The 21,218-nt window shown below is 63.0% G+C and carries 18 protein-coding genes and 1 riboswitch; of the genes, 13 read left to right on the top strand and 5 right to left on the bottom strand.

From position 1 onward, the window contains the following. The first annotated feature begins 35 nt into the window (after positions 1–35). A complete protein-coding gene (locus ACZ6YA_RS05340; protein WP_465895972.1) occupies positions 36–296 on the top strand; it encodes a hypothetical protein in 261 nt (86 codons plus the stop codon). A 33-nt stretch (positions 297–329) separates the two neighbouring features. Here ACZ6YA_RS05340 and ACZ6YA_RS05345 read toward each other — a convergent pair whose 3' ends face one another. Further along, positions 330–1,499, bottom strand: coding sequence for a 1-acyl-sn-glycerol-3-phosphate acyltransferase (locus ACZ6YA_RS05345; RefSeq protein ID WP_465895975.1), 1,170 nt, complete (start codon positions 1,497–1,499; stop codon positions 330–332). Positions 1,500–1,620: 121 nt separating this feature from the next. Between ACZ6YA_RS05345 and ACZ6YA_RS05350 the strand changes: the two genes are divergently transcribed. From ACZ6YA_RS05350 to ACZ6YA_RS05365, 4 genes are all read left to right on the top strand, one after another. Further along, entirely contained in the window at positions 1,621–1,803 is a 183-nt protein-coding gene (locus ACZ6YA_RS05350; protein ID WP_465895979.1) for a CPXCG motif-containing cysteine-rich protein, read from the top strand. After that, positions 1,803–2,063, top strand: coding sequence for a putative signal transducing protein (locus ACZ6YA_RS05355; RefSeq protein ID WP_465895981.1), 261 nt, complete (start codon positions 1,803–1,805; stop codon positions 2,061–2,063). The genes ACZ6YA_RS05350 and ACZ6YA_RS05355 overlap by 1 nt, the downstream gene beginning before the upstream one ends. Positions 2,064–2,078: 15 nt before the next feature. Then, the gene (locus ACZ6YA_RS05360) at positions 2,079–2,699 is read left to right on the top strand and encodes an SOS response-associated peptidase (RefSeq protein WP_465895983.1); all 621 of its coding nucleotides are present in this window, start codon (positions 2,079–2,081) and stop codon (positions 2,697–2,699) included. 202 nt (positions 2,700–2,901) lie between these two features. Further along, complete coding sequence (locus tag ACZ6YA_RS05365) at positions 2,902–3,717, top strand: M48 family metallopeptidase (protein ID WP_465895986.1); 816 nt, start codon at positions 2,902–2,904, stop codon at positions 3,715–3,717. 35 nt (positions 3,718–3,752) lie between these two features. Here the strand turns inward: ACZ6YA_RS05365 and ACZ6YA_RS05370 are convergent, their stop codons facing one another. The 3 genes from ACZ6YA_RS05370 to ACZ6YA_RS05380 all read right to left on the bottom strand — a co-directional run bounded on the left by ACZ6YA_RS05370 (position 3,753) and on the right by ACZ6YA_RS05380 (position 6,615). After that, the gene (locus tag ACZ6YA_RS05370) at positions 3,753–4,334 is read right to left on the bottom strand and encodes a TMEM165/GDT1 family protein (RefSeq protein ID WP_465896446.1); all 582 of its coding nucleotides are present in this window, start codon (positions 4,332–4,334) and stop codon (positions 3,753–3,755) included. A 90-nt stretch (positions 4,335–4,424) separates the two neighbouring features. Then, a riboswitch (yybP-ykoY riboswitch) is annotated at positions 4,425–4,559 on the bottom strand. A 38-nt stretch (positions 4,560–4,597) separates the two neighbouring features. Beyond that, positions 4,598–5,596, bottom strand: a complete 999-nt coding sequence (locus ACZ6YA_RS05375) for a methyltransferase (protein WP_465895989.1) — start codon at positions 5,594–5,596, stop codon at positions 4,598–4,600. 53 nt (positions 5,597–5,649) lie between these two features. Continuing rightward, positions 5,650–6,615 carry a 2-hydroxyacid dehydrogenase gene (locus ACZ6YA_RS05380; protein WP_465895993.1) on the bottom strand — a complete coding sequence of 322 codons (966 nt, stop codon included), beginning with the start codon at positions 6,613–6,615 and terminating at the stop codon, positions 5,650–5,652. A gap of 161 nt (positions 6,616–6,776) precedes the next feature. Here ACZ6YA_RS05380 and ACZ6YA_RS05385 point away from each other — a divergent pair, with 161 nt between their 5' ends. From ACZ6YA_RS05385 to ACZ6YA_RS05420, 8 genes are all read left to right on the top strand, one after another. Next, entirely contained in the window at positions 6,777–8,459 is a 1,683-nt protein-coding gene (locus ACZ6YA_RS05385) for a fatty acid--CoA ligase (protein ID WP_465895995.1), read from the top strand. Positions 8,460–8,790: 331 nt separating this feature from the next. Next, the gene (locus ACZ6YA_RS05390; RefSeq protein ID WP_465895997.1) at positions 8,791–10,677 is read left to right on the top strand and encodes a DUF1302 domain-containing protein; all 1,887 of its coding nucleotides are present in this window, start codon (positions 8,791–8,793) and stop codon (positions 10,675–10,677) included. A 25-nt stretch (positions 10,678–10,702) separates the two neighbouring features. Continuing rightward, positions 10,703–12,067, top strand: coding sequence for a DUF1329 domain-containing protein (locus tag ACZ6YA_RS05395; protein WP_465896000.1), 1,365 nt, complete (start codon positions 10,703–10,705; stop codon positions 12,065–12,067). A 253-nt stretch (positions 12,068–12,320) separates the two neighbouring features. Then, positions 12,321–15,038 (top strand): winged helix-turn-helix domain-containing protein, encoded by a 2,718-nt coding sequence (locus ACZ6YA_RS05400; RefSeq protein WP_465896003.1) that lies wholly within the window; start codon positions 12,321–12,323, stop codon positions 15,036–15,038. 111 nt (positions 15,039–15,149) lie between these two features. Next, positions 15,150–16,757, top strand: coding sequence for a response regulator (locus ACZ6YA_RS05405; RefSeq protein ID WP_465896005.1), 1,608 nt, complete (start codon positions 15,150–15,152; stop codon positions 16,755–16,757). Continuing rightward, positions 16,754–17,446 (top strand): sensor histidine kinase, encoded by a 693-nt coding sequence (locus ACZ6YA_RS05410; RefSeq protein WP_465896008.1) that lies wholly within the window; start codon positions 16,754–16,756, stop codon positions 17,444–17,446. Before ACZ6YA_RS05405 ends, ACZ6YA_RS05410 begins: the two co-directional genes overlap by 4 nt. Before the next feature lie 144 nt (positions 17,447–17,590). Next, complete coding sequence (locus ACZ6YA_RS05415) at positions 17,591–18,232, top strand: MBL fold metallo-hydrolase (RefSeq protein WP_465896011.1); 642 nt, start codon at positions 17,591–17,593, stop codon at positions 18,230–18,232. Between the two features lie 109 nt (positions 18,233–18,341). Next, entirely contained in the window at positions 18,342–19,064 is a 723-nt protein-coding gene (locus ACZ6YA_RS05420; protein WP_465896014.1) for a YiaD family glycine zipper/OmpA-like lipoprotein, read from the top strand. A gap of 57 nt (positions 19,065–19,121) precedes the next feature. Here the strand turns inward: ACZ6YA_RS05420 and pta are convergent, their stop codons facing one another. Continuing rightward, positions 19,122–21,209 (bottom strand): phosphate acetyltransferase, encoded by a 2,088-nt coding sequence (gene pta, locus ACZ6YA_RS05425; protein ID WP_465896017.1) that lies wholly within the window; start codon positions 21,207–21,209, stop codon positions 19,122–19,124. Positions 21,210–21,218 lie beyond the last annotated feature (9 nt).

A 21,218-nucleotide genomic window follows, 5' to 3' on the forward strand; every position in this document is an offset into this window, starting at 1 on the left:
CGGCCATCGCTGTCGTTCTAACCGAGGTTGCGTTGATGTCCTTGCAAGTGCTCTGGGGTTTTTTGGCCGCCCACCCGACCAAGTTGATCAATCTGCTGGCATTGCTGATGACTTGCCCGGGCGGGCTGCTGGTGCACAATGCGCGACGGCGCGAGGCCATCAGCCGTGAAAGCCTGGCAATGGAGGAAGGCGTAGTGGATGCGTTCGACCAGCGGGTACCGCGCTACTACTACATCCTCGGCTTTTCCTGCCTGGCCATGGCGTTGCTGTTGTCCTGGTTCAGTACCTGGATTTGAACGGTGAGGGGCCGCAAGGCGGCCCCAGCATGATCAGGCAACCGGCGTCTGCTGCTTGACTTGATACTGGTTGCGTACCGGCGTTGCGTACTGCAACACCAGGTACGGACGCTGTTCTTCAGGGCAGGCGTCCAGGCGGCGCTGCCATTCTTCCTTGGCCTTGGCCAGCTCATCGGCCGGGAACACCTTCTCGGCGCTCGGCACTTGCAGGGTCTCGTCCTTTTCGCCCCACATCGCATAGGCCAGGTAGTGCACCGGGAACAACCGGTAGCCACCGAGGATCTGGCGGTCGATTTCCTGCGCCAGCTGCTTGGTGTCATCGAAGAACTCGGTCACCGGCGGCGCGAAGTTGATGTGCACGCGGCCCTTGTAGCCGGTGATGCCCTTGGCGATGCTGTTGTCGTCCTCGCCCGGCGCCTTCTTGTAGGTGCCGGTGGTGGCGCGTATGTACAGCTCGCGCGCCTTGGCTTGGTCGCAGGGATCGTATTCGTAGCTGATCGATACCGGCGTCAGGTTCAGGCCCTGGATTACCGCGCCGAACGGTTCGTCCTTACGGCTCATGTGGAACATCTTGAGGATCGCCGAGTCGGTGCGATCATCCCCATCCTTGGCGCGCCCTTCGGCCTGGGCAATCCAGATCGAGGCGCTGTCGTTGCGGATGGAGTGGTTGATGTAGGCCGACAGCAACTGGTAGGCGGCGAGCTTTTCACGACGGCCGCTCAGCGAGCGGTGCACGATGAAGCTCTTGTTCAGGCGCATCATGTCGCTGACGAACGGCTTCTGCAGCAGGTTGTCGCCGATGGCGATGCGCGGCGTCGGCAGGCCGGCGTGGTACACCGCGTAGTTGACGAAGGCCGGGTCCATGACGATGTCGCGGTGATTGGCCAGGAACAGGTAGGCGGTACCGGACTTGAGCTGCTCGACGCCGGTATAGGTAACGCCGTCGGTGGCCCGCTCGATGGTCTGATCGACGTAGTACTCGACCTTGTCCTGCAGGGTGGAAACGCAGGTGACCCCGGCGAATTCCTTGCGCAGGCGGCGGGCGATCAGCGGCTTGAGCAGCCAGCCGAATGCACCGGCAGCGCGCGGGAAGCGGAAGTGGGTGAGGATATCGAGGAATGCCGGGTCGCTGAGCAGGCGTGCCAGAACGGCAGGGACCTCAGCGTCGTCGTACGGTCGGATGGCATCGAATTCGCCCATCATGCTCTCTTGTTGGAAACGGCTAGGGTAATAGGTAGGGACGGGGTTCGAAAAACGGCTCGGACACACGCAGACCCTGTAATCAGACCGGCAATTATACGCACAAGTCACCCCGGAGGCCGCGATGCTGGAAACTGCGAACTACGATTGCCCCTATTGTGGCGAGGAGGTCGAGACCACGGTGGACCTGTCTGGCGGCGATCAAGAATACATCGAAGACTGCCAGGTGTGCTGTAAGCCTATCCGCTTCGTGCTGCAGGTGCATGGCGAGGAGTGGATGCTCGATGTGTACGGCGAGAACGACTGATGCGACGAATCTACGACCCGGAAAACCTGCTAGAAGCGCAAATGCTGATCGGCATGCTGGCCAGCGAGGGCATCGAGGTGCACCTGGTTGGTCGCGACCTGATGGGCGGCGTTGGCGAGTTGCCAGTGCAAGGTCTGCTCGGCCTAGCCGTGCCCGATGAGCAGGCCGGTTACGCACGGCAGCTGATCGATGCGTACAATGGTGCCCAGCCGCTTGCCGGCGACGAACCGGAGAGTTATCCCGGTACCTTGATCTGCTAGGTTCTGAATTCGCCCATGTGTGGACGCTTCGCCCTGTTTCGCTGGCCCCAGGAGCTGGCAAGTTTGCCTGGCTTTCCGGTCAGTCAGCCGGCGCAATGGAATATCTCGCCCGGCGCCTCGGTGCTGATCCAGCGCCAGCTCGATGGCCAGATGCAGCTGGCCACCGCCCGTTGGGGGCTGACCCCGGCCTGGCTCACCGACCTTTCCCGCACCCCTGCCCATGCCCGTGCCGAAACCCTGGCCGAGCAGCCGATGTTTCGCGAGGCATTGCGCCTGCGCCGCTGCCTGCTGCCGGCCAACGGCTTTTATGAATGGCGTGGCACGGTGCGCAAGCGGCCCTACTGGCTAACGCCAGGGGAGGGGTCGTCGCTGTATTTTGCGGCCATATGGGAGGCCTATCCGGTGCAAGACCAGGTGTGGTTGAGCTGCGCGGTGGTGACCCAGGCCGCAATGAACCAGCGCCGGCCGTTGATTCTTGATGAGGCGGGGCAGGCTGCATGGCTGGATCCTGAAACGCCGCTGCCGCGTTTGCACGAACTGTTGGCCAGCCCCCCAGCCACGCTGCGCGAGCGGGCGCTGGCGAATTTTGTCAATGATCCCAAGCTGGATGCGCCGGAGTGTCTTACTCCGGCCTGATGGGATGGCTGTGCCTGCCTCTTCGCGGGACAAGCCCGCTCCCACAGGTACTCCACTGAATCCGTAGGCAGTGAGGTACCTGTGGGAGCGGGCTTGTCCCGCGAAGAGGCAGGCACAGGTGAAAGAAAATCTTCCCTGCGGCTATGGCACGTTGCAGGCGACTCGGCCTAGGATACGGCGCATGTAAAAAGGGAGTGTTTTCATGCGTAAGTCTTTTGTCGTCAGCCTATTGAGCGCTGGCATCCTGCTGGCAGGCTGCCAGGCGGTGAACACCACCAGTGGCGGTGCTGTCGGCGTCGAGCGCAAGCAGTACATGTTCAGCATGCTCTCGACCGATGAGGTCAACCAGATGTACGCCCAGTCGTACCAGCAGACCCTGGGCGAGGCGTCGAACAAAGGCGTGCTGGACAAGTCCAGCGCCGATGCCAAGCGCGTGCAGGTCATTGCCGACCGCCTGATCGCCCAGGCGCCAAAGTTCCGCCCGGATGCCGCGCAATGGCAGTGGGAGGTCAACGTGATCAAGAGCGACGAGCTCAACGCCAACTGCGGCCCTGGCGGCAAGATCATCGTCTACACCGGGCTGATCGATCAGCTCAAGCTCACTGACGCCGAAATTGCCGCAGTGGTCGGCCACGAAATCGCCCACGCCCTGCGTGAACACAGCCGTGAAGCCATGTCCAAGGCCTATGGCGTGGAAATGGCGCGCCAGGGCGCGGGTGCATTGTTTGGCCTTGGCCAGAGCAGCATTGCGTTGGCCGACCAGGTGGTGAACTACGCCATGACCCTGCCCAACAGCCGCGCCAACGAGAACGAAGCCGACCTGATCGGCCTGGAATTGTCGGCGCGTGCCGGCTATGACCCGAATGCCGCGATCACCTTGTGGAACAAGATGAGCAAGGCTTCCGAGGGGGCGCCGCCCGAGTTCATGAGTACTCACCCGGCGTCTGAAAGCCGGATCGCCTCGTTGCAGGCGGCGATTCCGAAGGTGATGCCGCTATACGAGGCAGCCAGGAAGTAATCGAAATCAGGGGCCGCGCAGCGGCCCCGTCACATTTACCCCACCCACCCACTGGTTTTCATCGCCGAGTAGACGGCAACGAGCGCCAGCACGATGAACGCAGCCGCCGCCAGTCGGCGAATCAGTGTCAACGGCAGTTTGTCTGCGGCGAAGTTACCCGCCAGTACCACCGGCACGTTGGCGATCAGCATGCCCAAGGTGGTGCCGATGATGACCATGATCAGGTGCGGATACTGGGCAGCCAGCATCACCGTGGCCACCTGGGTCTTGTCACCGATCTCGGCCAGGAAGAACGCGATCAGCGTGGTCAGGAACGGGCCGAAGCGGCGCGCGGGGTTTTCATCGTCATCCATCTTGTCCGGCACCAGGGTCCACAGGGCCGTGGCGGTGAAGCTCGCGGCGAGGATCCAGTGCAGCATCGTCTCGCTGAAGAACCCACCGACCCAGGCGCCCACGGCCCCCGCAGCGGCATGGTTGGCCAGTGTGGCGGCGATGATGCCGGCGATGATCGGCCAGGGCTTGCGAAAGCGTGCAGCCAGAATGAGTGCGAGCAGTTGCGTCTTGTCGCCGATTTCAGCCAGGGCGACGATCGCGGTGGGGACCAGCAGAGATTCCAGCATCAGGGTTCCTACGGGGGCGGGTCGACACGGCTATGACACGTACAGCCTTCCCGCCCCGGGTAAGGTGTGCGTGTCATAGGTCTTGTCAAACCCTGGATCCGTCTGTGCGGATCTTGCTCATCAGAGCTGGGTCGCACGCGCCATGGCCTGAGGGCCAAGTGTGTTGACGCGTGCCGGGCAAGCTGGGTGCTTGCGGGAGACTACTCCCCTAGGACGGAGCGGATTCTGCCTAGCCGAAACGCTTTCGGCAAGCCCTGTTTTTATCCGCGTGTTGCCCGGTAGATGCGAAAGCCATCGGCTTCGGCACAGGTCTGGCAGTTGCCAAGCGCCCCTTCGATCAAGGGCTGATAACGCAGGAAGCTGTTGGCAACCAAGCGCATTTCGCCACCTTTTCGCAGATGTTGACCTGATTTTTTCAACAAGTTTTCCGATGCCTGATAATTGGTGTGCACCCCGGTATGGAACGGTGGATTGCTCAGGATCAGGCTCAGGTCGCCGGGCGCGGCATCGATTCCGTCGCCACTGATGACCTCTCCTGTCAGGTTGTTCGCTGCCAGGGTCAGACGGCTGGCGGCCACGGCAAAGGCGTCCACGTCCAGCATCGTGACCTGGCTCTGTGGATAACGGCGCTTGACCGTGGCGCCCAGTACCCCGGCCCCGCAGCCGAAGTCCAGTACGTGGCCGGCCGGCAGATTGTCCAGGTGCTTGAGCAGCAGCGCCGTACCGCGGTCGAGGCGACCATGGCTGAACACCCCGGGCAGGCTGACGACCTGCAGCGGGCCGTCTTCAAGGTCGAGCGCGAAGCGTTCGGCCAGGCTTTCCAGCGGTTTAGCTGCCGGCGCGTTGTCGACGGTGACCTGCCACAGCTGGCAATGCCGTGCGCTGTCCAGCTTGCGCGGCTTGCCAAAGGCTTGCAGCTGCTTGGCCGCGCCTTCGATGCCACCGCGCTTTTCGCCAACCAGATACAGTTCCCGGCCGGCCAGGCGCGAAGCCAGGGCATTGAGCAGATAGGCCGCCAGTTCTCGCGACTTGGGCAGGAACAGCACCGCCGCTTCGAACGCGACCGGCGGCACCTCGACGCCGTAATGGCTACGCCCGGCAAAGCGGCCGTCGAGCATGGCCTGGTCGCCCGCATGCCAGGTCCAGCCATGGGCCTGGGGCAGTTGGCCAAGCAGGTCGTCGGCGGGGGCGCCGGCGATCAGCAGCGGACCCTGGAACAGGTCCGCCTGGCGGAGCAATACTTCACTGCGCGGGTCCATGGACGACACCTCCTGAAAAAAGTCGCGCAGTGTAGCAGAGCCAGCCCTAGCGCTCAGCTGACCACGCGGCGTGGCTGGCCGGCGAAGAAGGCCTGGGCGTTTTCGCTGAGCTGGCCGACGATACGCTGGCGCGACTCCACGGCGCCCCAGGCACTGTGCGGGGTGATGATAAGGCGCGGGATATCCCCAGCCAAAAGCGGGTTGCCATGGACCGGCGGTTCGACGCTGAGCACATCGGTCGCAGCGCCGCCGAGGTGGCCGTTGCGCAGTGTGTCGGCCAGGGCCTGCTCGTCGATCAGTCCGCCGCGTGCGGTGTTGACCACCAGCGCACCGGGCTTGAGCAGCGCCAGCTCGCGGCTACCGATCATGTGCCGGGTGTGCTCGTTGAGCGGGCAATGCAAGGTCAGGGCGTCGACCTGCGGCAGCAACTCTTCAAGTGGCAGGCGATCGTCGCGCGCCGGGCGTCCGGGGATCTGTCCGCTCAGCACGCGCATGCCGAAGGCTTCGGCCAGTCGTGCGACGGCGCCGCCCAGTTCGCCATGACCGAGCAGGCCGAGGGTCTTGCCCTCCAGTTCGATGATGGGGAAATCCAAAAGACAGAACTGCGTGGCCTTGGCCCACTGGCCTTCGGCTACCGCTTGGTTGTAGTCGCACAAGCGCGTGGCGAGGGCCAGCAAGAGGGCGATCGTGTGTTGGGCCACCGAGGGCGTGCCGTAGCCCTGGCAGTTGCAGACGGTGATGCCCTGGGCGCGGGCGGCTGCCAAATCGACGTTGTTGGTGCCGGTCGCGGCAACCAGGATCAGCTTGAGCTGTGGGTTGGCCGCCAGGGCCTCGGCATCGAGCATGACCTTGTTACTGACCACCGCCACGGCATCCCGCAAGCGATCGGCCACCTGGTCAGGGCGGGTGGCATCGAACAGTACGAATTCATCGAACTGGCTTCGCAGCGGAGATAGGTCGAGGTCGCCAAGATCCAGGGATTGATGATCGAGAAACACGGCGCGACGCGGGCTGGGCATCAGTAAGGCTCCGTTGGCAGGGCAGGGATGGTCCATCCCTCGAACAATGCCACTCATACCTCGCACAGCCAAATCATTCCTTCGGCTGATTTGACCGTCACATTGGCAAACTACAGTAGAACCCAGACTTGTTCGGCTCGCTTTCCAGATAAGGGATACCCATGTTGCAGACCCGCATCATCAAGCCCGCCGAGGGCGCCTACAGCTTCCCTCTGTTGATCAAACGCCTGCTGATGTCCGGCAGCCGCTACGAAAAGACCCGCGAGATCGTCTACCGCGACCAGTTGCGGCTGACGTATCCACAGCTCAACGAGCGCATCGCGCGCCTGGCCAACGTGCTGACCGAGGCCGGGGTCAAGGCCGGTGACACGGTGGCGGTGATGGATTGGGACAGCCATCGTTACCTGGAATGCATGTTCGCCATCCCGATGATCGGCGCTGTAGTGCACACCATCAACGTGCGCTTGTCGCCCGAGCAGATCCTCTACACCATGAACCACGCCGAAGACCGCTTCGTGCTGGTCAACAGCGATTTCGTCGGCCTTTACCAGGGCATCGCCGGGCAACTGACCACGGTCGACAAGACCTTGCTGCTGACCGATGGCCCGGACAAGGCAGCCGACCTGCCAAATCTGGTGGGCGAGTACGAACAACTGCTGGCAGCGGCCAGCCCGCACTACGATTTCCCCGACTTCGACGAGAACTCGGTGGCCACCACCTTCTACACCACCGGCACCACGGGCAACCCCAAGGGCGTCTACTTCACCCACCGCCAGTTGGTGCTGCACACCCTCGCCGAGGCTTCGGTGACCGGCAGTATCGACAGCGTGCGCCTGCTCGGCAGCAATGATGTGTATATGCCGATCACCCCGATGTTCCACGTGCATGCCTGGGGTATCCCGTATGCGGCCACCATGCTCGGTATGAAGCAGGTGTACCCGGGGCGCTACGAGCCGGACATGCTGATCAAGCTGTGGCGCGAAGAGAAGGTCACCTTCTCGCACTGCGTACCGACCATCCTGCAGATGTTGCTCAACTGCCCAAGCTCCCAAGGGCAGGACTTCGGCGGCTGGAAGATCATCATCGGTGGCAGCGCGCTCAACCGCTCGCTCTATCAGGCTGCGCTGGCCCGTGGCATCCAGCTGACCGCCGCGTACGGCATGTCCGAAACCTGCCCGCTGATCTCGGCCGCGCACCTGAACGACGAACTGCAGGCCGGCAGCGAGGACGAACGCGTCACCTACCGCATCAAGGCCGGTGTACCGGTGCCGTTGGTGGAGGCGGCGATCGTCGATGGCGAGGGTAATTTCCTCCCGGCCGATGGCGAAACCCAGGGCGAACTGGTGCTGCGGGCGCCCTGGTTGACCATGGGCTACTTCAAGGAACCGGAAAAAAGCGAGGAGCTTTGGCAAGGCGGCTGGCTGCACACCGGTGACGTCGCCACGCTCGACGGCATGGGCTACATCGATATCCGTGACCGCATCAAGGACGTGATCAAGACTGGCGGCGAGTGGATTTCTTCTCTCGACCTCGAGGACCTGATCAGCCGTCACCCCGCCGTGCGGGAAGTAGCCGTGGTGGGCGTCGCCGATCCGCAGTGGGGCGAACGTCCGTTTGCCTTGCTGGTGGTGCGCGAAGGGCAGGCGGTCGACGCCAAGTCGCTCAAGGAGCACCTGAAGCCTTTCGTCGAGGAAGGCCACATCAACAAGTGGGCAATTCCCAGTCAAATCGCCGTTGTTACAGAAATTCCCAAGACCAGTGTAGGAAAACTCGACAAGAAGCGTATCCGCCAGGACATCGTTCAATGGCAAGCCAGTAACAGTGCGTTCCTTTCCACGCTGTAACCGCGCTGCGGGTCGTGCCCCTCGGAACACGACCCGCAGAGCAGAGCGGTCGGCGCCTTGCCAAACGGTAAAAATGCGCCATGCTTCTGCCTTGCCAGCGCGCTACCCGGGACCACGCCGGGGCGAATTGGCGGCCAGTGTGCAAATCACACTTTAGAGGGATCAAGCACCTAAGTCTGCTGGCTATAGTCGGGGCCAGGGGATTTTCAGGAATGGGGGAGGGCGACACGCGCAACACGTGTCGTCGCGGGTGAAAACCCGCATACCGGTCTTTCGGGCCGTTCTTGAAAGGACTCACTGCCATAACAAAAAAGTACATGGAGTAGCGTCGATGAAATCTGCACACCCGTTCTGGCGTCGGGCCAAGTTGCCCTTGGCCGTCAGCCTTGCTTCCACGCTCGCAAGTCCTGCTTTCGCGGTCAGTTTCAATATCGGGGAAATCGAAGGCCAGTTCGATTCGTCGCTCTCTGTCGGGGCCAGCTGGTCGACCGCCAACCCGAACAAGAACCTGATCGGGGTCAACAACGGCGGCAAGGGCCTGTCGCAAACCTCCGACGATGGTCACCTCAACTTCAAGAAGGGTGAAACCTTCTCGAAAATCTTCAAGGGCATCCATGACCTCGAGTTGAAGTACGGCGACACCGGCGTATTCGTGCGTGGCAAGTACTGGTACGACTTCGAGCTGAAGGACGAGAGCCGCGAGTTCAAGGACATCAGCGACTCCAATCGCAAGGAAGGCGCCAAGTCTTCCGGGGCCCAGCTGCTCGATGCCTTCGTGTACCACAACTACTCGATTGCCGATCAGCCGGGCTCGGTGCGCTTCGGCAAGCAAGTGGTCAGCTGGGGTGAAAGTACCTTCATCGGCGGCGGCATCAACTCGATCAACCCGATCGACGTTGCCGCCTTCCGCCGCCCTGGCGCCGAGATCAAGGAAGGCCTGATCCCGGTCAACATGTTCTACATCTCGCAGAGCCTCACCGACAACCTGTCGGCCGAGGCCTTCTACCAGATCGAGTGGGACCAGACCGTCGTCGACAACTGCGGCACCTTCTTCTCGCAGCCCGACATCATCGCCGATGGCTGCACCGATAACCTGCGCGTGCTCAACAGCAGCCGCACGGTGCCGGCTGCGGCTCAAGGATTCCTCGCCACCCGTGGCGTGAACATCAACGAAGAAGGGGTGATGGTGGCCCGTGGCGCCGACCGCGACGCCCGTGACAGCGGCCAGTTCGGCGTGGCCATGCGCTACATGTTCGAGCCGCTGGACACCGAGTTCGGCGCCTACTTCATGAACTACCACAGCCGCGCGCCGATCTTCAGCGCCACCGGTGCCGCACCCTCGGTATTTGCCGGCCTGAGCCAACTGCCGCCGCAGCTGCGTGCCCTGGCACCACTGATCGTGGCAGGCAACTCGAAGTACTTCGTCGAATACCCTGAAGACATCCGCCTGTATGGCCTGAGCTTCTCCACCACGCTGCCGACCGGCACCGCGTGGAGCGGTGAAATCAGCTACCGGCCGAATGCCCCGGTGCAGTTGAACACCACCGACATCCTGTTCGCCGGCGTGCGCCCGATTGGTGGCGCACTGGCCAACGCTTCGCTGCTCACCGGTACCCCAGGCCAGGACCTGCACGGTTATAACCGCAAGGAAATCACCCAGTTCCAAACCACCCTGACGCACTTCTTCGACCAGGTGATGGGCGCCAGCCGCATGACCGTGGTCGGCGAAGTGGGCGTGACCCACGTCGGTGGCCTGGAGAACGCGCACGAAACCCGCTACGGCCGCGACCCGGTATTCGGCCCAGGCCCGCTGCCGGCCACCGGTGGCGCCGACACCTGCCAGGCGCTCAATGCCAGCACCATCGCCGGCGCCGGTGCTGGTGCCTCGACCACCAACCTGAACCGCAAGTGCGAAAACGACGGCTACACCACCAGTACTTCCTGGGGCTATCGCGCCCGGGTCATCTGGGACTACAACGACGTGTTCGCCGGGGTCAACCTCAAGCCCAACGTGGCCTGGTCGCACGACGTGTCCGGCTATTCGCCGGGCCCTGGCGGCAACTTCGAGGAAGGCCGCAAGGCCGTCAGCCTCGGGTTGGACGCCGAGTACCAGAACACCTACACCGCGAGCCTGTCGTACACCAACTTCTTCGACGGCAAGTACAGCACCGTGGATGATCGCGACTTCGTCGCCCTCAGCTTCGGCGTGAACTTCTAAGCACACAGATCCAGGACGACACGACATGAACAAGACCAGAAGTCTGCTGCAAGCCGGTGTGCTGGGCCTGTCCCTGCTGGCGACCAGCGTCATGGCTGCGGTTTCCGCCGATGAAGCGGCCAAGCTGGGCAGTACCCTGACGCCGATGGGCGCGGAAAAGGCCGGTAATGCCGATGGCTCAATCGGCCCATGGCAACCGCTGTCGACCACAGCCGGCAGCGCCGATGCCAGGGGCTTCCTTTCCGACCCCTACGGCAGCGAGAAACCGCTGTTCACCATCACCGCGCAGAACGTCGAGCAGTACAAGGACAAGCTCTCGCCGGGCCAGGTGGCCATGCTCAAGCGCTATCCGGACACCTTCAAGATCCCGGTGTACAAGACCCACCGTGGCGCCACCGTGCCGGATGATGTGTTCGCCGCCATCAAGAAAAACGCTACTGCGACCACGCTGGTCGAAGGCGGCAACGGCCTGAACAACTTCCAGACCGCGATCCCGTTCCCGATCCCGAAAAGCGGCCTCGAAGTCATCTGGAACCACATCACCCGTTACCGCGGCGGGAGCGTCAGCCGCCTGGTGACCCAGGCCACGCCTCAGCAGAACGGCTCGTACAGCCTGGTGTACTTCTCGGACCAGTTCGTCTTCCGCGACAAGATGAAGGACTACGACCCGAGCAACCCTGGCAACATCCTGTTCTACTTCAAGCAGGAAGTGACCGCGCCAGCACGCCTGGCCGGGACCGTGCTGCTGGTGCATGAGACCCTCGACCAGGTCAAGGAGCCGCGCAAGGCGTGGATCTACAACGCCGGCCAGCGCCGCGTGCGCCAGGCACCGCAAGTCTCGTACGACGGCCCAGGCACCGCCGCCGACGGCCTGCGTACCTCGGACAACCTGGACATGTACAACGGTGCACCGGACCGCTATGACTGGAAGCTCGAAGGCAAGAAAGAGATGTACATTGCCTCCAACGCCTACAAGCTCGACGATCCGAAGCTCAAGTACGGTGACATCATCAAGGCCGGGCATATCAACCAGGACCTGGCTCGTTACGAGCTGCGTCGGGTCTGGCATGTGGTCGCCACGCTCAAGCCTGGCCAACGCCATATCTACGCCAAGCGCGACTTCTACATCGACGAGGACACCTGGCAGGCTGCGGTGATCGACCAGTATGACGGCCGCAACCAGCTGTGGCGCGTCTCCGAGGCGCATGCTCAGGATTACTACAACAAGCAGGTGCCGTGGTACACCCTGGAAGCCATCTATGACCTGCAGTCGGGCCGCTACCTGGCCCTGGGTATGAAGAACGAGGAGAAAAAATCCTACGACTTCGGCTTCACGGCCAGCAAGGCCGACTTCCAGCCGGCAGCGCTGCGTCAGTCGGGTATTCGTTGAACCGCTAGTGCGTAACTCCGTGTGACCTCCCAGAACGCCCCGGCTTGCCGGGGCGTTTCTGCTCCGGTGCAGGCAATAAAGCCGGTGAATACCCCGCCAAACCCCCGCTCCAAGCCTTGTCCATCAGGGTTGTTGCTTTTTGTCGTAGTCTTTTCCGGGTCATTTGTGCCCATCATCTTCAAATGCGCCGTGTTACCCGCTAGTCTCGCAAGCATCCGTACCGCCGTAGCCTTCCAATCAGAACGAGCCGGTCATGACAGATTTGTCCCGTACGCATGGATTCGCCAGTCAGGCCCTGGGCCTGCTGGACGGGCGTTTCTTCCGGCCACCGCTGCCGGACGGTCACGTGCCTCGCGCGCGCCTGTGCCAGCGCCTGCAAGCCGGTCTCGGCGGGCGCCTGCTGCTGGTCAACGCGCCGGCAGGCTTTGGCAAAAGCTCCCTGGCCATCGAATTCTGTGAAGCACTGCCTGGCCATTGGCGTAGCCTCTGGCTTGGTCTCAGTCAGCGCGACGCCGACCCCGGCCGTTTCCTCGAACGTTTGCTCGAAGGCCTGCAGCAGTACTGCCCAGCGCTGGGCGGCCAGGCCATGGGCCTGCTGAAAATGCGTCAGCGCCATCAGCCTTTCGCTTTCGAGGAATGGATCGACGGCCTGCTCGACGAACTGGTGCTGTATCTGCAGGCCGATACACCTTTGCTGTTGGTACTGGATGACTATCACCTGGCCCAGGGGCCGGTACTTGACCGCTGCCTGCAGTTTTTCCTCAACCACTTGCCAGGCGGCCTGGTGCTGCTGGTCACCAGCCGCCAACGGCCCGACTGGCACCTGGCACGGCTGCGCCTGTCGCGGCAATTGATCGAACTGAATGAACAGGAACTGCGTCTGACGCCGGACGAAGCCTTGGCAGTCATCGGTCGACAACCCACAGGCCTGCGCGGCCAGGCCCTGGACAATCTGATCCAGCGCAGCGACGGCTGGGTGGCCGGGCTGCGCTTCTGGCAACTGGCGGCAAGCGAATCCGGCGATGAACATGCCCTGCCGCAAGCCCTGCATGGCGGCGAGGGGTTGATTCGCGATTACCTGCTCGAAGAAGTCATCGATATCCTGCCGATCGAGGTGCAGGCGTTTCTGTTCGACACCGCCTGTCAGGAGCGATTCTGTGCGGCATTGTGCGATGCGCTGCGCGAGCGCGAAGACAGTGCCGCCATCCTGCATTACCTGCAGGCTCATCAGGTGTTTCTGGTGCCGCTGGACGAGCACGGCCACTGGTACCGCTACCACCATCTGTTTTCCGATCTGTTGCGAAGCCGCCAGTCCAGCGAACCACAGGCGCGCCTGCACTTGCGTGCCTGCCGCTGGTTCCAGGCCCAGGGGCTGCTCGACGAAGCCGTGGAGCAAGCCCTGCGTGCCGGCCATCTGGACGTAGCCGCCAACCTGGTGCAAAGCCTGTCGGAGGAACAACTGCTGGCCGAGCAGAACGTCGGCATGCTGCTGCGCTGGAAGATGGACCTGCCCGACAGCCTGCTGATCAGCACGCCACGCTTGATCGTTCTCTACAGCTGGGCGCTGGGCCTGGCCTGCCAGCTGGATGCCGCTGAAGAACTGGCAAGCTACCTCAGCCGTTTTCTGCCTGCTCCTTCGGCCACTGCGCAGAAGTCCATGCTGGCGCAGTGGCTGGCACTCAGCGGGGTGATTGCCCGTGGACGCGGGGATCGTGAACGCACCCTGGCCTATTGCGGCGAGGCGCTGCAGAGCTTGCCCAGCAAGCGTTATGGCCAGCGCCTGGTGTGCCTGTCTACGCTGTCCAATCTGGCCATCGCCGACGGCGACTTCTGGCGTGCCCGGGGTTGGAACCGCGAGGCACTGGAGCTGGCCCAGCGGGTCGGTAATCCGTTGTTCGAGGCCTTGGCGCACTATGACCGTGCACGGGTGCTGCATGCCCGGGGCGAGGCGCTGCGTGCTCTGGACGAAGTCCGTCAGGGCTTGCAGCGCTTGCAGGGGCTTTCTGCACAGCGACTGTACGCGGTGCGTGCGCGGCTGACCCTGTACGAAGGCTATCTGCTGGTGGCGCGCCTTCAACCCGCGCTGGGGCGTGCGCGCTTGCGTGCAGGGCTGGGTGAAGCACGCGCCTGTCGCGATATCAGCGTGTTGATCGGCCATTGTGTGATCGCCGCGCTCGACGGTCGCGAAGGCCACTACGCCGAAGCGTTCGCAGAACTGGCCGAGGCCGAGCGGCTGATGCATATCTGGGACGTGCCGCCGATCTTCTACCTGGCCATGATCACCCTGGTGAAATGCGAGTTGTGGCTGGCTCAAGGCCGTACCGACCTGGCCGAATCCTGGTTGTTACGCCTGGGCCAGACCTACGGCGGTGCTCAACCTGCGGCGGCGCCGGAATTCCACCCATTGCTGCCACTGCATATTGCCTTGCAACAAGCTTTGCTCGAACGCATCCAGGGGCGCAGCGATGACGCAATCGCACGCTTGCGTGGTCTGGTCGAGCGCGGACAGGCCAGCGGCGGCATGATGCTCAGCCTGAGTGCGCTGTGCCAGTGGATCGCCTTGTGCCTGGAGGAAGGGCGCGAGGCGCAGGCTGTCGAACTGCTGCCGATGGCCCTGGCTGCGGCCCAGGGTGGGGTGATGCAGCCGTTTCAGCGGCTGATCGAGGTGCATCCGCTGTGGCTGCGCGAGCATTTGCTCGTACGTTCTGCCTGCAAGGTCCAGGTAGAACTGCTGGCGCGCTTGCCCGAGTTGGCCGCGCCCAGCAGCGGCACGGGTGAAGCCTTGAGTGGACGCGAGCTGGCCGTGCTCGAGTTGATCGCCCAGGGCTGTTCCAACCAGCAGATCAGCGAGCGTTTGTTCATCTCCCTGCACACCGTCAAGACCCACGCCAGCCACATCAACAGCAAGCTGGGTGTGGAGCGGCGCACCCAGGCCGTGGCCAGGGCCAAATCATTGGGTTTGCTGGCCTGATCGCGACGCTGCATTGTCTACCCTCATCTTTCCCGACCAGCGGCCGATACAGCGTTCGGCGATCTGCATCGCCCCAGGCCACCCTTTCTTCATCCAATACAGGTCGTGTTGATGCTGCAGTACGGGCAAAAGAGCTTTCTGATCGTCGATGACTTCACCGACTTTCGCACGTCGACGCGCTCAATGCTGCGCGAGCTGGGGGTGCGTGAGGTCGATACTGCCGATAGCGGTGAGCAGGCCCTGCGTATGTGCGGGCAGAAACGCTACGACTACATTCTTCAGGATTTCCATCTCGGTGACGGCAAGAAGAACGGCCAGCAAGTGCTCGAGGACCTGATCCTCGACAAACTGATCAGCCATGAGTGCGTGTTCATCATGGTCACCGCCGAGAGCAGCCAGGCCATTGTGCTCAGTGCCCTGGAGCACGAGCCCGATGCCTACCTGACCAAACCGTTCAACCGGGTTGGCCTGGCCCAGCGTCTCGACAAACTGACGCAACGCAAGACCTTGCTCAAGCCGATCCTTCAGGCCCTGGACCGCGGCCGCCCGGCCGAGGTACTGGCCGCCTGCGCCGAGCTGTGCAAGAAAGACCCGCGTTTCGCGCCGCTTTGCCTGCGCTACCGCGCCGACGCCCTGCGTGACCTCAACCGCTTCGACGAGCTGGAAAAATTCCTCAAGGGCATCCTCGCCAGCCGTCCGCAGCCTTGGGTGTATGCGGCGCTGGGCAGCCTGATGCACAAGCGTGGCCAGAATGCCCAGGCCCAGGGTGTCTACGAACAGGCGCTCAAGGCGTTCCCGATCATGCCGAGCTTGTACGACGGCATGGCCGACGTGCTGGTGGCGCAGGGTGAGAGCAAGCGCGCGCAGAATATGCTTGAAGAGGCGGTACGACTGTCGCCGCTGGCGGTACGCCGACAGGCCGCGCTAGGCAAGTTGGCACTGGACAACGAAGACTTCGACAGCGCCTCCAAGGCCTTCCGCCACGCCGTGAACCAGGGCCAGAGCTCGCGTTACAAGGATGCCGAAAGCAACCTGGGGTTGGTGCAGGCCTTGATGAACAAGAATGCCGGCTTCGGCCTGGATGCGCGAACCCGGGTCGAGATCAACACCGTGCTCAGCGAGGTAGCCAAGGACAATGTCGAGGACCAGGGCCTGCAAGTGCGTGCGCGCCTGATGAAAGCCGCCAGCCTGCAGCAGGCCGGCGACGCCGAAACCGCCGCCAAGCTCACCGAGCAAGCCCTGCAGCGGCTGGACAAGATGGACCAGTTCTTCTCGGTCGAAGCCGCCCTGACCGTCGCCAAACAGCTGCAGTCGCTTGGCCAGGAAGCCGCCGGAGGCACCATCCTCAAGGGGTGCGTGGAAACCTACGGAGATGACCCCAAAGTCATGCAGAGCGTGGCCAAACTGACCGATGACCCGACGGTGCTCGGTGCTGTCACCGAAGCGGTCGACCTCAATCGCCAGGGCGTGCGCAGTTATCAGGCTGGGCAGCTCAACGAAGCTTTGCAGATGTTCCGCAAGGCCCTTTCGTTGCAACCCAAGAACATCAGCATCGCCCTCAATACGGCCCAGGCACTGCTGCGCATCGGCGGCGAAGCCACGCCACCGGCGATCCTGCAGGAGTGTCGCAACTGCCTGACCAGCGTGGCGGGCATACCAGCCAGCGACAGCCGTTACGACCGCTACCGCAAACTGCACATCAAGGTTTTCGGCGCATGAGCCAGGACAATCAGGGGCTGGACTTTTCCACGGTGATCGCCTCCACCGTGCATGACCTGAAGAACTCGCTGTCGGCGCTTATCCAATCCCATGATCAATGGCTGGCGCGCCTGCCTGAAGAGCTGCGCAGCGGCCCCGAGCAAGGGGTGATCGAGCACGAATTCCGCCACCTCAATGGCATGCTCGTGCAGATGCTCGGGCTGTACAAATTGGGTGTCAACCAGTTGCCGGTGTGCCCGGATTACCACGAACTTGAAGACTTCATCGAAGCGCAGCTGGCGGCCCATCAGCAGGTGCTAGAACACAACGACATCCTCGCCACCTGGCGTATCGACAGCGAAAACCCATTGGGTTTCTTCGACCGTGAACTGGTCGCTTCGGTGATCGCCAATGTGGTCACCAACGCTACCCGTTATGCCGGGCACGCGCTGTTGATCAGCATCGAGGAAGAAAACGAGCAACTGGTGATCAGCGTCAACGATGACGGCCCCGGCTACCCGGCCCGCATGCTCGAACGCCAGCAGGACTACGTGCAGGGCATCGATGCGCAGAGCGGCAGCACTGGGCTCGGCCTGTATTTCGCGGCGCGGATCGCGGCGCTGCATGAGCGTGTTGGGGTGCGGGGGCGTATCGAGATTGCCAACGGTGGGGCGCTGGGGGGTGGGTTGTTCAGGTTGTATTTGCCGTGATTGGGATTGTGGCAACCTGGTGCCTGTCCTGGGTTATTCTGCGACCATGAAATCGAGCGCCGCCCGCGCGGCGCTCGATCTGCGTGACACCATGAAACTAAAGACAAGCGCCTGACCCCACCACCCCACGCCCCGGTAGCCCTGATGCTTTCCAAAGCCCCCCTCATCCGAGAAACCTTCCCCGTAGGCCCCCTGCAGTGCAACTGCACCCTGATCGGCGACCCCGTCACCCAGAAAGCCATTGTCGTCGACCCGGGCGGTGACCCGGACAAGATCCTCGCCCGCCTGCAGGCCCATGGCCTGACCCTGGTGAGCATCATTCACACCCACGCGCACTTCGACCATTTTCTCGCCTCGGGCAAGCTCAAGGAACTCACCGGCGCAACGCTGCACCTGCACAAGGACGACCAGCCGCTGTGGGACAACCTGGAAGTGCAGTGCCAGATGTTCGGCGTGCCCTACACGCCGGTGCCGTCACCCGACCGCTGGCTGGGCGACGATGAAGAACTCGCCTGCGGCTGTGGCGTGGCCTTGCACACCCCTGGGCATACACCAGGTTCGATGAGCTTCTGGTTCGCCGAGGCCAAGCTGCTGGTGGCCGGTGACACGCTGTTCCGTCGCGGCATCGGCCGCACCGATTTGTGGGGCGGCGATCAGCGCGCTATCGTTCGCTCGATCAAAGAGCGGCTGTATCGGCTGGACGAGGACGCCATCGTGGTCACCGGCCACGGACCTGAAACCCGCCTGGGTGACGAGATGCGTGAAAATCCGTTCGTGCGGGCGTGAATTCGCATTAAAAGCCTTTCATGGAATTTTTTTGCCATCAGGCAATCCAAGGCTGGCACAGAACCATTCATGATTTGCTGCACACACGAATTTTTGTAGGAGCTTGTCCATGTTCACCATGCGCCGTCTGATTATCGTCGCAACCGCTGCAGCCCTGATGACCGGCTGTGCCGGCCAGAACCCCTATGACAGCCAAGGCCAGGCGCAGGGCGGCTCTACCGGCATGAGCAAGACTGCCAAATACGGCGGCCTGGGCGCGCTGGCTGGGGCCGTCGCCGGTGCGGCAATCGATCACAACAACCGTGGCAAGGGCGCGCTGATCGGCGCCGCCGCAGTAGGTGCCGCTGCCGCCGGTTATGGTTACTACGCCGACAAGCAGGAAGCTGAGCTGCGTGCGCAGATGGCCAACACCGGCGTCGAAGTGCAGCGCCAGGGCGACCAGATCAAGCTGATCATGCCGGGCAGCATCACGTTCGCCACCGATTCGGCCAACATCGCGCCGAGTTTCTACTCGCCGCTGAACAACCTGGCGAACTCGTTCAAGCAGTTCAACCAGAACACCATCGAAGTGGTCGGCTTCACTGACAGCACCGGCAGCCGACAGCACAACATGGACCTGTCGCAGCGCCGCGCCCAGGCCGTCAGCACCTACCTGAGCTCGCAAGGTGTTGATGCTTCGCGCGTTACCGTGCGTGGGATGGGACCTGACCAGCCAATTGCCAGCAACGCCGATGCCAATGGCCGCGCGCAGAACCGCCGTGTCGAGGTCAATCTGAAGCCGATCCCGGGTCAGCAGTATGATCAGCAGGGTCAGGTGCAGCAGTATCCGTAAGCGGTAGATTGCGGCAAAGAAAAGGGCAGGCCCATTCGGAGCCTGCCCTTTTTCATTTCAGCCGACGCTGCTGGCCTGAATGGCTGTCAGCGCGATGGTATGCACGATGTCGTCCACCTGAGCGCCACGCGGCAGGTCATTCACCGGCTTGCGCAGGCCTTGCAACATCGGCCCCAGGCTGACCCCGTCGGTGCTGCGCTGCACCGCCTTGTGGGTGGTGTTGCCGGTGTTCAGGTCCGGGAACACGAACACCGTCGCGTGGCCCGCCACCGGACTGTTCGGCGCGAGCTGGCGAGCGATCTCAGGGTTGGCGGCGGCGTCGTACTGCAGTGGGCCATCGATCAGCAGGCTCTGTTCCGCGCTTTGTGCCAGGCGTGTGGCCTCACGCACTTTTTCCACTTCTTCGTCGCTCGCCGAGTCGCTGGAATAGCTGATCATCGCCACCCGCGGCGCGATGCCGAAGGTTTGCGCCGATTGCGCACTCTGTCGGGCGATTTCGGCCAGCTCGCTGGCGCTGGGGTGCGGGTTCATCACGCAGTCGCCGTACACCAGTACCTGCTCGGGGAACAGCATGAAGAACACCGACGACACCAGGCTCGCGCCCGGCGCGGTCTTGATCAGCTGCAGGGCAGGGCGGATGGTGTTGGCGGTGGAGTGCACCAGGCCCGAAACCAAGCCGTCGACCTCGTCCAGCGCCAGCATCATGGTGCCGATCACCACTGGGTCCTCCAGCTGTTGTTCGGCCATCGGCGCATTGAGGTTCTTGCTCTTGCGCAGGTCGACCATCGGCTCGACATAGCGCCTGCGAATCAGCTCGGGGTCGAGGATTTCCAGGTCAGCTGGCAGGGTGATGCCCTGCGCGCGGGCCACGGCTTCGACTTCTTCTGGCTTGGCCAGCAGCACGCATCGGGCGATGCCACGCGCCTGGCAGATTGCTGCAGCCTGTACCAGCAGCGGCTCGGCGCCTTCCGGCAGGACGATGCGCTTGTTGGCCTGCTGCGCCCGCTGTATCAGCTGGTAACGGAACACCGCGGGTGACAGGCGCAGTTCACGCGGTGTGCCGCAACGCTGATGCAGCCAGGCAGCATCCAGGTGGCTGGCGACGAAGTCGGTGATGAATTCGGCCCGGTCGCGGTCATCCACCGGGATTTCGCGATTCAGCGAATTGAGCAGGTTGGCGGTGTCGTAGGAACCAGTGCTCACCGACAGGATTGGCAGGCCGGCTTGTAAGGCGCCACGGCACAGGCCGAGGATGCGCGCATCGGGCTTGCTGTCGCTCGTCAGCAGCAACCCGGCCAATGGCACGCCATTGATCGCCGCCAGGCTCACCGCCAGGATGATGTCGTCGCGGTCGCCCGGCGTCACCACCAGGGTGCCGGGGGTGAGCAGTGGCACGGTATTGGCAACGGTGCGGGCGCAGATGATGATCTTGTTCATCCGCCGTTGTTCGTAGTCACCGGCATTGAGCACTTGGGCACCGAGCAGCTCGGCGACGTCGCGGGTGCGCGGGGCGTTGAGCTCGGATTGATAGGGAATGCAGCCGAGCAGGCGGAAATCGTTGCCGCGCAGCAATGGCGAATGTTCGCGCAGGCGCGTGGCGAAGTCGGCCATGCTCTCGTCGGTGCGCACCTTGTTGAGAATCACCCCGAGCACTTTCGGGTCGCGCGGCCCACCGAACAGCTGGGCCTGCAGTTCGACCCGCCCGGACAGCTCGCTGAGCACTTCGTTTTCCGGCGCCGAAACCAGGATCACCTCGGCATCAAGGCTCTTGGCCAGGTGCAGGTTGACCCGCGCCGCATAGCTGGCGTGGCGGGTCGGCACCATGCCTTCGACCACCACTACGTCATTACCGATGCAGGCTTGTTGGTAGAGGCGAATGATTTCTTCGAGCAGCTCGTCCAGCTGGCCATCGCCGAGCATACGCTCGACCTGGCCCAGGTTCAGCGGCATTGGCGGCTTGATGCCGTGGGTTCGTGCGACCAGCTCGGTGGAGCGTTCCGGGCCAGTGTCACCGGGGTGCGGCTGGGCGATCGGTTTGAAGAAACCGACCTTGAGCCCGGCGCGTTCCAGGGTACGCACAAGGCCGAGACTGATCGAAGTCAGGCCGACCCCAAAGTCGGTCGGCGCAATGAAAAATGTCTGCATGCGTGCTTC

Source organism: Pseudomonas sp. NPDC090752 (assembly GCF_055584805.1).

Bases quoted from the DNA above. Each gene is read 5' to 3' on its own strand.
- ACZ6YA_RS05345 (WP_465895975.1), bottom strand. From the start codon at position 1,499: ATGATGGGCGAATTCGATGCCATCCGACCGTACGACGACGCTGAGGTC.
- ACZ6YA_RS05340 (WP_465895972.1), top strand. From the start codon at position 36: ATGTCCTTGCAAGTGCTCTGGGGTTTTTTGGCCGCCCACCCGACCAAG.
- ACZ6YA_RS05380 (WP_465895993.1), bottom strand. From the start codon at position 6,615: ATGCCCAGCCCGCGTCGCGCCGTGTTTCTCGATCATCAATCCCTGGAT.
- pta (WP_465896017.1), bottom strand. From the start codon at position 21,209: ATGCAGACATTTTTCATTGCGCCGACCGACTTTGGGGTCGGCCTGACT.
- ACZ6YA_RS05390 (WP_465895997.1), top strand. From the start codon at position 8,791: ATGAAATCTGCACACCCGTTCTGGCGTCGGGCCAAGTTGCCCTTGGCC.
- ACZ6YA_RS05385 (WP_465895995.1), top strand. From the start codon at position 6,777: ATGTTGCAGACCCGCATCATCAAGCCCGCCGAGGGCGCCTACAGCTTC.
- ACZ6YA_RS05355 (WP_465895981.1), top strand. From the start codon at position 1,803: ATGCGACGAATCTACGACCCGGAAAACCTGCTAGAAGCGCAAATGCTG.
- ACZ6YA_RS05405 (WP_465896005.1), top strand. From the start codon at position 15,150: ATGCTGCAGTACGGGCAAAAGAGCTTTCTGATCGTCGATGACTTCACC.
- ACZ6YA_RS05360 (WP_465895983.1), top strand. From the start codon at position 2,079: ATGTGTGGACGCTTCGCCCTGTTTCGCTGGCCCCAGGAGCTGGCAAGT.
- ACZ6YA_RS05410 (WP_465896008.1), top strand. From the start codon at position 16,754: ATGAGCCAGGACAATCAGGGGCTGGACTTTTCCACGGTGATCGCCTCC.
- ACZ6YA_RS05375 (WP_465895989.1), bottom strand. From the start codon at position 5,596: ATGGACCCGCGCAGTGAAGTATTGCTCCGCCAGGCGGACCTGTTCCAG.
- ACZ6YA_RS05395 (WP_465896000.1), top strand. From the start codon at position 10,703: ATGAACAAGACCAGAAGTCTGCTGCAAGCCGGTGTGCTGGGCCTGTCC.
- ACZ6YA_RS05365 (WP_465895986.1), top strand. From the start codon at position 2,902: ATGCGTAAGTCTTTTGTCGTCAGCCTATTGAGCGCTGGCATCCTGCTG.
- ACZ6YA_RS05415 (WP_465896011.1), top strand. From the start codon at position 17,591: ATGCTTTCCAAAGCCCCCCTCATCCGAGAAACCTTCCCCGTAGGCCCC.
- ACZ6YA_RS05400 (WP_465896003.1), top strand. From the start codon at position 12,321: ATGACAGATTTGTCCCGTACGCATGGATTCGCCAGTCAGGCCCTGGGC.
- ACZ6YA_RS05420 (WP_465896014.1), top strand. From the start codon at position 18,342: ATGTTCACCATGCGCCGTCTGATTATCGTCGCAACCGCTGCAGCCCTG.
- ACZ6YA_RS05350 (WP_465895979.1), top strand. From the start codon at position 1,621: ATGCTGGAAACTGCGAACTACGATTGCCCCTATTGTGGCGAGGAGGTC.